The following is an 11,670-nucleotide window of genomic DNA, read 5'->3' on the forward strand; positions in this document are numbered from 1 at the left end:
AAGAATATGCTGTACCATGAAAATGATGACAGGAAAGGGATTCAGAGGCTCGGCCGTTTTTGGCCGTTTGGTGGTTTCCGGTGGCTCTGTTCCGATGGCCAATATATTGAAATTTTGTGACAAAAATTATAGCGCTGTCATTTAAATACGGCCCGATTTTTCAATTCCGGCTGTATGGAGGCAGCTTTTAGTTTATACTAAAAATAAATGCAGGCACAGGCACAATTGGGAGGCGAGTCGCGCTATGGCGGATTTATTTGACAAACTGGAGGCCGAAATAAAACAGAACAGGCCGATTATTGTTTTTCCGGAAAGCGGGGATGAACGCGTTATAGCCGCTGTGAAAAAGATGGCGGCAAATGGCACCGTTCTTCCAATCCTGATCGGAAAAGCTGAAGAAGCTGATGACGAAATAAAAAAGTTGGCAGGGGAACAGAAGATCCTGTTCAGACATCCTGATACAGAAAAAAATATGGATTACCTGATCCGTGAGCTCGTTGCACGCAGAAAAGGCAAAACGGATCAAACTCAGGCGACGGAGTGGCTTCGGGATCCTGGATATTATGGCACGATGCTCGTTTATGCTGGTGAAGCGGACGGCCTGGTCAGCGGTGCTGTCCATTCAACGGCATCAACCGTTCGCCCTGCTCTGCAGATTATCAAAGCCCAGCCTGGCAAGAAACGTATTTCCGGAGCATTTATCATGGTCCGCGGCGAAGAAGAATATGTGTTTGCAGACTGCGGCATTAATATCTCGCCTGACAGCGAAACGCTGGCAGAGATCGCGGTAGAGTCGGCTGAAACGGCCAAATTGTTTGGCATCAATCCAAGAATCGCAATGCTTAGTTTTTCCACTAAGGGATCGGCAAAAGATCCGGCGATCGATAATGTAACTGAAGCAGTCAGGCTGGCTAAAGCCAGGGCTCCCCAATTGCTTATTGACGGTGAGCTGCAGTTCGACGCGGCTTTTGTCCCCGAAGTTGCAGAAAAGAAAGCGCCGGGTTCACCGCTAAAAGGGCGGGCCAACGTCTTTATTTTTCCGAATATCGATGCCGGCAATATCGGTTATAAAATGGTTCAGCGCCTCGGCGGATTTGTTGCGATCGGTCCCGTGCTTCAGGGACTGAACAAACCGGTCAACGACCTGTCACGCGGCTGCAATGCCGATGATGTATACAAGCTCGCACTAATCACAGCGAAGCAGGCTCTGACCGTGCGCAGCCATCAGAAAGTCTGATTGGGGCCTTTTGTAAATCAGAAATAAAAAAAGAGATCTCTGCAAATTGGGGGATCTCTTTTTGCTATCACTTTTAATGGAGCAGAAACAACTAACCGCTTGATCAGTGAATCCTCGGGAAAAGCCGCCCCGTCCGAATGAGTGCGGCAGCTCTTTATGATTCAGGATGGAATCCTTCTTCAATCAAGTATTCTTTTGCCTCTTTATATGTGCGGAATGTGCCGTCCAGCAAGTCGCCGGCATACACGTTCCAGAGTTCATTGTCATAAATCACTTCAAGTTTCTGCCTGTCGCTGTTTGCCCAGATCTCGTGATCGTTGCCATCGGCGGTATTCGCTTCATAGATGCCTTCAGGCGACAGCACGTGGATCGCTTTTTGAAGAATTGTTCGCAGTTCTTCTTCAGAGAAATCACGAATATTGACCAAGCCTTTATCATCCGGTTCATATCCGCCAACTCCTCGGATATACACATAACCATTACCGTTCGGATGCAAATGATAAACGACATTTTTCTTGTCTGCGGCACTTTCCGCATATTGAAAATTAACCCGGCCGAGTGAAACCTCTTTTTTCTCCAGCTCGGGAAAAGATTCAATGATCGACAGTTTTTGCTGATAATCAAGCATAAATGAACCATCAACTCCGTTTTCATATTTCTTCGGTTCATTATAGCATACAGGCTGCGGCTGATAACAGGCCAGGTCACCGTTGTCCATTTAAACCCTTCAAATCGGTTTTGGTAACACCCAATGACTGAGCTCTCTATAGGGTCTAATGTGATTGGTTCCGAGACAAGGAAACAGCACTTTGCACGTTAAAATAAAGTGAATTTCTGGTATTAAATAGTATTGACATCTTTTTACACCTAGTGTACTATACAACTAGTACGTTAGTGCATTAACTTTTATTGTGGGGGATAGATGATGACAGCGTGGATTGCTTTATTGAAAAAAGAACTGCGTTTGGGAAGTCTGGCGTTTATTGTTTTCCTCGCTTTTCAGCTACTGATTATGGCGCTGGGAATTTTTCTGGCGATTCGCTTTGAACAGGGACTAACAAATAAATGGTCATTAATCACGGCATTTGGTGCTCTGTTGCTCCTCTGCCATATTTTGTACCTGGTCAGTTACATGCTAGTCAATGTTTTTTCGGAGAGAAAAACGTTTCATTTATGGATGCACAATCCGCTTCCGGCCTGGTCGATGCTTGCCGCAAAACTGCTGAGCGGGCTCATTTACATGACCGTTTCGTTGCTCATCGCCGCTATCTATGCGTGGATCGGATTTCTGATTTACAGCCGTTATACATCGATTCCTAAGAGTGTGCATGTCTACCGGTACGCGACATTCATATCGGCTCAAATGTACTGGATCGCCATTTTCAGCGGTATCGTCTTTATCTTTTTATGGCTCGTCCTTCGCTACTTCCAATCAAGAGTAGGGAAATGGTCGTGGCTCGTGATGATTATCGGCATTTCAGCAGTAATTTACGCCTTAGTCAAACTGACGCAGCTTGGTGTTCTAACGTTTCTTACGCACTGGGGCAGGATTCCTGAATCATTCATGCGTTATTGGATTTCCACTTCCGGGATCTCCCGCACAGGAGGAGTTTCAGTGGATTACATCGGAAATTATGTCGCAGGACTGCTTGTTATGCTCATTCTCTACACGCTGTCCTCCTGGCTGATGGATCACAAACTCGAGGCGTCCTGAGCAAGATGAATCGGGCACCGTATAAGGAGGTTTACCTAGATGGCTGAGTCATTCAACACGTCAGCTCCGATCTATCTACAGCTTTGTGAACGCATCAAGAACAAAATCATACGCGGAGAGATCAGTTCCGGTGAGCGCCTGCCTTCAGTGCGCGATCTGGCGATTGATTCAGGTGTAAACCCCAACACGGTGCAGAGGACTTATCGTGAACTGGAGGATACGGGGGTTGTGGAAAAACGGAGAGGGCAAGGCACATTTGTCACAGACGATCAGGAAATTCTTCAGCAGATGAGGGATGAACTGAAAGAAAAGCATATATCCGGTTTTGTCCGTGAAATGAACGAGATGGGCTACACAAAAGCAGAGATGCTGGAAGGTCTTCAAGCTTATTTTGTGAAAAAGGAGGAAAAACAATGATTCAACTCGAAGATGTTTCTAAGCGCTATTTGACAAAAAAAGCTCTTAAAGGTATTAGTTTCCAGATTGAGCCCGGGCATATCATCGGATTAATCGGATCGAACGGCAGCGGGAAATCGACAACACTGAAACTAATTTCCGGCCTGATCTGCCCCACTAGGGGAACAGTACTCGTCGACGGACAGATGGCAAACCGCCGGATCTGCAGCAAAGTCGCCTATCTTTCGGAACTGGACAGCTATTATTCTTTTTTTACCGTGAAGCAGACTGTCGACTTTTACAATCAGACCTTCAGTGACTTCAACCGGGAAAAAGCGGAAGAAATGCTCGATTTTATGAAGCTCGACCGCAGCCAGAAAGTGAAACATCTGTCCAAAGGGAACCGCGGCCGGTTGAAAATTGTGGTCACGCTGGCCCGTGATGCGCCGTTCATCCTGATGGACGAACCGCTCTCCGGTCTGGATCCGATGGTGCGCCAATCCATTGTCAAAAGCCTGATTTCGTTTATTGACCTGGAAAAGCAGACTGTGATTCTGACTACTCACGAGCTGCAGGAAATTGAACCGCTGCTTGATACGGTAATTTTAATTAAGGATGGCGCGATTCTGGATGTGAAGCGTGTCGAGGACATCCGCAGCAAGGAAAATCTTAATCTGGTGGATTGGATGGTGAAAAAATATGGCCAGTAATACTGAACTGCAGAAAAAACCTGCGGTGAAGCTGGAACATGTTACGAAGAAATTCGGCAGCAAGACTGTGATTGACGATCTGAGCTTCGAAATCTACGGTGGTGAAGTTTTTGGCTTTCTCGGACCGAATGGTGCCGGCAAGACGACGACAATCCGAATGATTGTCGGCCTGATGCGAATGACGCATGGCAATATTTTTATTCAAGGGCACAGCATCAAAAATGAATTCAAACAGGCGATGCGTCAGGTCGGTGCAATCGTCGAGAATCCGGAAATGTACAAATTCCTGACCGGCTATCAGAATCTGGTGCATTACGCGCGGATGATCCCCGGAATCGGCAGGGAGCGGATCATGGAGGTCGTCAAACTTGTTGATCTGGAAGATAGAATCAATGAAAAGGTGAAAAAATATTCTTTGGGTATGCGGCAGAGGCTCGGCGTCGCCCAGGCTTTGCTCCACCGCCCTTCCGTACTGATTCTTGACGAACCAACGAACGGGCTCGATCCGCAGGGCATCCATGATCTGCGCAATTATCTGCATGAACTTTCCCGCACGGAAGGCGTCGCGGTGATCGTTTCCAGCCACCTGTTGTCGGAAATGCAGCAAATGTGCGACCGCATCGGTATTATCAAAAAAGGCAAAATGATTGGCGTTGAAACAGTCAGCGATTTTATGGAAGAAGGTAGCGGGAAAGTCCGTTTCAGCGTTGACAACGGGCAGGCGGCCGCGCAGGCTATTAAAGAAAACCTGTCGCTTGACGCTGTATCCGTTGAGGCAGAAGCTATCGAACTTGCTATTGGCCATGAACAAATTCCGGAAGTTGTCGGGACGCTGGTGACTGGAAATGTGAAAATCTATGGTGTCGTTCCGGTTACTCAATCGCTGGAAGACAGATTTCTAGAAGTGACTGGAGGGAAGGGCATTGGCTAATTTTCTCGGACTTGTACAAAATGAAAATATGAAAATTTATCGCAGAGGTTCGGCAAAAGTTTTTGCAATTATTCTGATCGGTTTGCTTCTTCTGGGCGCGCTGGTGGTCAAATTGAATGAACCGAGTCACCCGGCGAAAGATACCCACTGGCAGCAAAGCCTGCGTCAGCAAAACACGCAGTATCAGCAGGCGCTGACGCAGATGAAGAAAAATGATTCTTATCAAAACTATTATAAAAGCCAGATCGCGATCAATCAGTACCGGATCGATCACAATCTTCAACCCGCTCAGCGAATGACCTTATGGAGTTTTGTAGCAAATTCAACATCGATGATGGTTCTTGTCATCAGTATTTTCACGATTATTGTTGTATCCAATTCAATTGCGAGCGAATTTAATACCGGGACAATTAAGCTTTTGATGATACGCCCGATATCCAGAACGGAAATTCTGCTCTCCAAATATATTTCATCACTTCTGTTTTCCATTATGTGCCTCGTGGTACTGTTTATTTTTTCCTGGCTGATCGGCGGCCTGTTCTTCGGGTTCAGCGGGGCAAATGAAGTTCATCTCAGTTACACGAATGGGGTGGTGCACGAAAGCAGCTGGATTCTTGCCACTTGGGGAAATTATTTGCTGGATGGTGTTCAGCTCATCATGATGGTGACACTGGCGGGTGTGATTTCGGCCATATTCCGCAACGGTGGACTTGCCATTGGCCTGACGATTTTTCTGATGATGGGTTCAAATACAATCTTAGCTTTTATTAGCCAGTATGACTGGGTTAAATACGTGCTGTTTACGAATTTGGATCTGAACCAGTATTATAACGGCCAGCAAATGCGCAATGATATGTCGCTCGGTTTTTCGCTGATCGTTCTTGCCGCCTATTATCTAATTTTTGCGGTTGCCGGCTGGCTGTTCTATACGAAACGGGATATTAAAGCATAAACAGGAGATAAAATGCTTGAAAAAGAAGGGGAGTCGTATTCGTTGCGGCTTCTTCTTTGTATTTTTTTCCATAGATATTGGAATTTTATCGTAATATCATTCATCGTTCAGGGAAAGTTCATAATAGACTTGTAAGATAAAAACATCCAATAGATAAATCCCGGGAAGCAATAATGAATTCCGAGGAGGAGAAAACGATGAAAAGTATTTTTTCTTTTAAAGTTTACGCGGCGGCCTTTCATGTTAGACAAATGATTCACTTCTACCTGTACTGCGAGAAGATGCAGCAAACTGTTTATGTTTACGGAAAAAGTAAGGTGGAACAGATTCACAAACTTCCGGAACTTCTGTCCGTTTTGATCGCCAATCTGTCCAGCAGCGAGGAATGCCTGGTTGTGGTTGAAGGAAACCGGGCGAATCAATTAAAAAGAGTTCTCGCTATGATTGGCCAAGGGATGCCGCTGAAAAAAGAACGACCAAGCCTAGCTTATTGAAAAAATATCGAGCCACTGAAAAAAATGAACCGGAGAGAAAATTTTTCTCTCCGGTTCTGTTTGTGCGCCCCCGTTTTTGATTTACTTGTGGATGACCACTTTCGTATTGAAAGGAATATTTTCGTAGATCCACTTGGCGTCAGGAATGGTCAGGTGGATGCATCCATGAGAGTCTTCCTCTCGCCCCAGTTTTTCAGCGTCTGCTTTGAGCACATGTTTATTTTTATCCATCGGCACACTGTGAAACAGGAATTCCCCATGGTTCTTCCATGAGACCCAATATTCGGCGCCTTCTTTATATTGCGGCGCGTAAAACCATGTTCCCCGCTCGGCCTGAATATGATACGTACCTAAGGGAGTTGTTGTGTCCGGCCCATTATCGAGGCCGGTGGAAGCAACCATTGTATAGAGCGTCTGATTGCCGTTTTTGACATAGACCCTTTGCTTGCTGACCGAGACATCGAGCCAGATATTTTCACCCTTCTTCAGCACGGGATACGCGCCCCCGGAAGGCGCATTCCAGTTCACCGGAACAGATTTTGGTGCTTCTGCTTTTTTAGATGCTGTCTTCTTTCCGGCAGAAGACGGTGTCTTTTTCTCCTGTTGCGGATGAGAGACGGCTTTTCCGCCTCCAACACCGGAAGGCGAGCATGCTGTCATACCCATAATTAAAAAAAGGGACAACAGGATACAGCTGCTCTTTTTACTAAAATTCATTGATTTTTTCCTCTCTTTGAATACTTTACTATGCTATATATAGTTTCGTCACTTTTTTGGCCAAACCGTCTTGCCAAATTTAGCCAAAATTTCCGAATGCTTTTTCATTCCGGTGAATCATCCGTTCATAATAATTGCCGAACAGGCGGCTTTCCCGGTCGGAAAGGGACGATCCGATGACTTTGCCGGACATCTGCAGGGTTTTTAGAACTGCAGAGGCGATCTGAGGCACGTTCAGCTTTAATCCGCTCATCTCTTGCAGGGAGGCCATGACGTGCGGGTCAATATCCGGATAGTTGAAACGAGTGGCTTCACCCTGAAGCCCTTTTTTGTAAAAGGTGCGGATCAGTTCTGCGCGCGCCGGCCCGCTCCCGCTGACGCACAGATAAATTTGAACGGCAACCCCGCCGCGGACCCGGCGCTGCGAGATTCCGGCAAACTTACGCCCGCCTGCACTCAAATCGTAGCGCCCGGGGCAATATGAGTGGGCAATTTCACCTGTTTCAAAAGTAATTCCGAATGGATTCAACACTCTTTCAATAAAACCGGCCATTGCCTGAAAGGGCTCGTCAATCGACAGAGGTTTGTCCCGTTCTGAAAAAATCAATGAAAGATTCAGCACACCGTCATCGAGAACCACGGCCAGGCCGCCTGAATTCCTTGCGACATAGCTGAATCCTGCCTGTTTCAGCGCATCAAGTGCGTCGTGAAGATAAGGCAGACGTGTATCCTGAATGCCAAGCATCACGGTTTGCTGATGGACCCACAGCCTTGCCGCACAGGCTGATGCACCGGAGCCGACGGATTCGCAAAGCGTATCATCCAGCGCAAACGACTGCCTGCCGTCAAAATGACTGCCTAGCGAGGACTGATCAAACACACGCCAGACCGGCTGATCAAGCAGAGACATGCGCACCGCACCTTTCACAAGAAACTAATTTTATTATAGCAGGACATGTGCACTTTTGACATTTTACGGATCCTGATACCGGCATGTGACAATCCATTGACATTCGGCCTTTTCATTTGAAGCCTAATTTAGTGAAAGATATACTGAAAACCGTAGATTGAACGCACTGAATGCTGACGGAAGGGGTGTCTTTACAATGGTTACATCAATTAATGACACAGTGAAGCTCAATAATGGCGTAGAGATGCCGCAGCATGGCTTCGGTGTCTATCTGATTACAGATCAGAATCAAGCGAGGGCAGCGATTGACAAGGCGCTGGACTCGGGATACCGTGCGTTTGACACAGCGGAGTTTTACAAAAATGAAGCATTGCTGGGCAAACTGCTGCGCGAGTCCGGTTTTCAGCGAAGCGATCTGTTCATTACGACAAAAATTGCCAATTCTTTGCAGGGTTATGACAGCACACTGAAAGCGATCGACCAGTCACTGAGAGATTTGCAGATCGAACAGATCGAACAGATCGACCTGCTCCTTATCCACTGGCCGAGCAAGAAACACTTTTTTGAGACATGGAAGGCATTTGAGAAACTGTATGATGAAAAACTTGTCCGTGCCATCGGTGTCAGTAATTTCGAAATTCATCACCTTGAAAGACTGGCAACGAAGGCCAACGTTAAGCCTGCTGTTAATCAGATGGAAATCCACCCTTATTTCACTCAGGCGACATTGCGTAATTATCTGAAAAAGCAGGATATTGCCGCTGAAGCATGGAGCCCGCTCGGACGCGGTGCAGTGCTTGGCGATGAAACAATCGGGAAGATTGCTGAGAAATACGGCCAATCACCGGCGCAGGTGATCATCCGTTGGCATCTTCAAAGCGGCACGATTGTTATTCCCAAATCGCAGACACCGAAACGGATTGCCCAGAATGCCAATGTCTATGGCTTCTCGCTGACCGACGATGAGATGCGGATGATCGATGCACTCGACCGCAAAGATGGGCGCAATGGCCCGGTTCCGGACGAAAAATATGAGGAGATCTAATTGACAATGCTATTTTTAAGCGGCCTTTAAAGACCGCCTTTTTTACACTTTAAGAAAGTATAAAAATTTCAAGGATTAAAGTGTAAGTACAACTAGGCCTCTGGCATCGCCTAAAGGCTTGCCAATCGGCATGTTTTTTTAAACTGTCTAGAAAATTATAAAATATCGACTTGTGGATGACTGCCCGTTAAACGATCTGTAGAACGCTTAAAAGGCTCGAACCGTGGCACAGCGGTGTCATTAAACAAGTGTTTAAAGAACATTTTGATGGATTCTGGAACCTTCATTCTAGAAAATGAACCAAGCAAAAACGAACCGAAAGCGCAGCGAATTCAAACTGAAATCAGCTGATATATCTACCTCACTTAGCAGCTGGAACAAAACGTAAAGCAGTGATAAACTGCTTTGAAGTGTCTGCCGTTCAGACTAACCTAATCTAAGTCGTAACATAAGAAAATGAGTCGAATCAAGTAAAATTCGGGCGAAGGCACAAATAAGAACCGAAATTTTTTGGATATAAAATGATTGTGCCATCTCTTTATAATGACGGGGGAACACTGATGAATCTTGTCGAAGCAACGAAGATATTTATCAGGGAAAAATTTTATGGAGAGGGGAGCGGCCATGACTGGGGGCATATCCAGCGCGTTTATCACACAAGCCTGCAGCTGCTGGAACGGGAACCCAACCCGGGTGCAAATAGAAGAGTGATTGAACTGGCGGCTTTGCTGCACGACATTGCTGACTGGAAGTTCAGCAACGGCGATGACGAGGCCGGCTCGAGAGCAGCGGAAATCTGGCTTAAATCCCAAGATACGGATCAGAAGACCATGGATCATGTCTGCCGGATTATCAGCCATCTATCATTCAAAGGGGCTGGCATTCCAACACCTATGCAAACCCGGGAAGGTAAGATTGTTCAGGACGCGGATCGGCTGGATGCCATCGGGGCGATTGGCATCGCGAGGGCATTCGCCTATGGCGGTTTCAAAAAAAGAGCGATGTTTGATCCGGAAATAATTCCGAAAGAACATCACACGGCGGAAGGCTATAAGCGGGAACAATCCACAACAGTGAATCATTTTTTTGAGAAATTGCTTCTGCTGAAAGACCGGATGAACACTGAGGCAGGGAAAGCACTGGCCGAAGAGCGTCATCAATTTATGATCCTGTTTCTGAATCAGTTTTTTAAAGAAAGCGATGCAGCATTGTCCTGGCATGCAAAGGCACTTCTGATGTTCAAAAATGAATAAAGCCCCGCGTATCTTTGCAAGCAATCTGATCACTTGAGAACAAGAAGATGAAACAGAATTGGAAAACTGGCTGGTTTTATTAAGAAAATCAGCTGCGGGACGCCATTTTGATAGTCTTTCCCTGATGAACCGTCCGAAGGCATCACAAGATCTAGCAAAACCAGAAAAAATGAAAACAGTGATTTGTCACCCGATTGAGAAGTGCCATAAGCTGGGCGAAACAGACTGTGCTTTCTGTCACTTCCCATTGAAAATATTTTTCCTAAAATAGATGAATGAATAATTAACTTTAAATTATTTTAAAGAAAAAAGAGAAAATTAATTCCGGTTCTGGAGCCGAAGCAATGAGTGGCAGAACAAGTAAGAGAACTTCGACAAAAAACGCCACGTCCTGAGTGCGGCGTTGGCAACGTCGAAGTCGCGGTGCTCTGTGGCTTGTTCGCTAGGCCATCCAGACCGTTACAATTATAGAGTATGGGGGAGAACAGGGGAGGGATTTTCAATATGATCCGGCAATTAACGGAAAAAGACAGAGAAGCGGTGCTGGCTTTTGTAGGCGACCGCTCGGCAGAAAATCTATTCATTATTGGCGACATTGAAGCATTCGGATTTGAAAGTGACACAGTTACGGTCTGGGGAGATTTCGACGAGGTAGGGTCTCTGACAAGTATTTTACTCCGCTATCGTGAAAATTTTATCCCCTATGCAAGAGACATAGAGAAACTGGACGGCAAGGCATGGGGGGATGTTATCAGCCAGGCCGGGCAGCTGAAGATGATTTCCGGACTGAAAAGAATGGTCGGCAAAGTTCTTCCGTTCGTTCATGCATCGCAGAGAGAAAAAAAGCTTTGCTTCTATGCGAAACGTGAAGATGGTCTGCCGCTCAACAGAGACGTTGCCCGACGGGATGTAAAAATGGCTTTTCCGGAAGAAGCAGACAAAATAGTGCAGCTTACATCAGGTATTGATGAATTCTCTTCTGTAGAGAAGGATCCCGCCGTTCTACAGAAAAATATGGAAAAAGGAATCTCGCGGACTTATTATATCGAACAAAAAGACGAGCCGGTCAGCGTCGTTTCAACCACGGCCGAAACACACGGAGCGGCAATGATTGTCGGTGTGTGCACCCAAAAGGATTATCGGCATCAGGGCCTGGCAACGGCCTGTATGATTAAAATGATTGCCGCACTCAAAGCGGAACATAAGCAGCCATGTCTTTTTTATGACAATCCCGCCGCTGGGAAAATATACAAAAGGCTGGGTTTTGTCGATATTGGAGAATGGGTCATGGTGAACTACTGATTGATAGAA

14 protein-coding genes are annotated in these 11,670 nt (G+C 46.2%); 11 read left to right on the top strand and 3 right to left on the bottom strand.

Annotated elements, in window-relative coordinates:
• Window positions 1–244 precede the first annotated feature (244 nt).
• On the top strand, window positions 245–1,237 hold the full coding sequence (gene pta, locus COP04_RS03805) for a phosphate acetyltransferase (RefSeq protein ID WP_100486770.1): 993 nt from the start codon (window positions 245–247) through the stop codon (window positions 1,235–1,237).
• A 154-nt stretch (window positions 1,238–1,391) separates the two neighbouring features.
• Here pta and COP04_RS03810 read toward each other — a convergent pair whose 3' ends face one another.
• Window positions 1,392–1,865: a hypothetical protein gene (locus COP04_RS03810; protein ID WP_100489510.1), complete on the bottom strand. Its 474-nt coding sequence runs from the start codon at window positions 1,863–1,865 to the stop codon at window positions 1,392–1,394.
• Window positions 1,866–2,162: 297 nt separating this feature from the next.
• Here COP04_RS03810 and COP04_RS03815 point away from each other — a divergent pair, with 297 nt between their 5' ends.
• The 6 genes from COP04_RS03815 (at window position 2,163) to COP04_RS03840 (ending at window position 6,434) form a co-directional block, all read left to right on the top strand.
• Window positions 2,163–2,951, top strand: a complete 789-nt coding sequence (locus COP04_RS03815) for a hypothetical protein (protein WP_100486771.1) — start codon at window positions 2,163–2,165, stop codon at window positions 2,949–2,951.
• 39 nt (window positions 2,952–2,990) lie between these two features.
• The gene (locus COP04_RS03820) at window positions 2,991–3,368 is read left to right on the top strand and encodes a GntR family transcriptional regulator (RefSeq protein ID WP_100486772.1); all 378 of its coding nucleotides are present in this window, start codon (window positions 2,991–2,993) and stop codon (window positions 3,366–3,368) included.
• Entirely contained in the window at window positions 3,365–4,057 is a 693-nt protein-coding gene (locus COP04_RS03825; RefSeq protein ID WP_100486773.1) for an ABC transporter ATP-binding protein, read from the top strand. Before COP04_RS03820 ends, COP04_RS03825 begins: the two co-directional genes overlap by 4 nt.
• Window positions 4,047–4,988, top strand: coding sequence for an ABC transporter ATP-binding protein (locus COP04_RS03830; protein ID WP_100486774.1), 942 nt, complete (start codon window positions 4,047–4,049; stop codon window positions 4,986–4,988). The genes COP04_RS03825 and COP04_RS03830 overlap by 11 nt, the downstream gene beginning before the upstream one ends.
• Window positions 4,981–5,940, top strand: a complete 960-nt coding sequence (locus tag COP04_RS03835; protein ID WP_239984752.1) for an ABC transporter permease — start codon at window positions 4,981–4,983, stop codon at window positions 5,938–5,940. The genes COP04_RS03830 and COP04_RS03835 overlap by 8 nt, the downstream gene beginning before the upstream one ends.
• A gap of 197 nt (window positions 5,941–6,137) precedes the next feature.
• Window positions 6,138–6,434: a hypothetical protein gene (locus COP04_RS03840; RefSeq protein ID WP_100486775.1), complete on the top strand. Its 297-nt coding sequence runs from the start codon at window positions 6,138–6,140 to the stop codon at window positions 6,432–6,434.
• A gap of 81 nt (window positions 6,435–6,515) precedes the next feature.
• Here the strand turns inward: COP04_RS03840 and COP04_RS03845 are convergent, their stop codons facing one another.
• Window positions 6,516–7,151, bottom strand: a complete 636-nt coding sequence (locus tag COP04_RS03845; protein WP_239984753.1) for a L,D-transpeptidase — start codon at window positions 7,149–7,151, stop codon at window positions 6,516–6,518.
• 79 nt (window positions 7,152–7,230) lie between these two features.
• A complete protein-coding gene (locus COP04_RS03850; protein ID WP_100486776.1) occupies window positions 7,231–8,061 on the bottom strand; it encodes a lipoate--protein ligase family protein in 831 nt (276 codons plus the stop codon).
• Between the two features lie 196 nt (window positions 8,062–8,257).
• Between COP04_RS03850 and COP04_RS03855 the strand changes: the two genes are divergently transcribed.
• The 4 genes from COP04_RS03855 to COP04_RS03870 all read left to right on the top strand — a co-directional run bounded on the left by COP04_RS03855 (window position 8,258) and on the right by COP04_RS03870 (window position 11,661).
• Entirely contained in the window at window positions 8,258–9,106 is an 849-nt protein-coding gene (locus tag COP04_RS03855; protein ID WP_100486777.1) for an aldo/keto reductase, read from the top strand.
• Window positions 9,107–9,666: 560 nt separating this feature from the next.
• Window positions 9,667–10,359, top strand: coding sequence for an HD domain-containing protein (locus tag COP04_RS03860; RefSeq protein ID WP_100486778.1), 693 nt, complete (start codon window positions 9,667–9,669; stop codon window positions 10,357–10,359).
• 58 nt (window positions 10,360–10,417) lie between these two features.
• Entirely contained in the window at window positions 10,418–10,630 is a 213-nt protein-coding gene (locus tag COP04_RS19385) for a hypothetical protein (protein ID WP_157800158.1), read from the top strand.
• A 233-nt stretch (window positions 10,631–10,863) separates the two neighbouring features.
• Window positions 10,864–11,661: a GNAT family N-acetyltransferase gene (locus COP04_RS03870; RefSeq protein WP_100486780.1), complete on the top strand. Its 798-nt coding sequence runs from the start codon at window positions 10,864–10,866 to the stop codon at window positions 11,659–11,661.
• Window positions 11,662–11,670: the final 9 nt, after the last annotated feature.

Origin of the sequence: Sporolactobacillus pectinivorans (assembly GCF_002802965.1) — a bacterium.
GTDB lineage: Bacteria > Bacillota > Bacilli > Bacillales > Sporolactobacillaceae > Sporolactobacillus > Sporolactobacillus pectinivorans.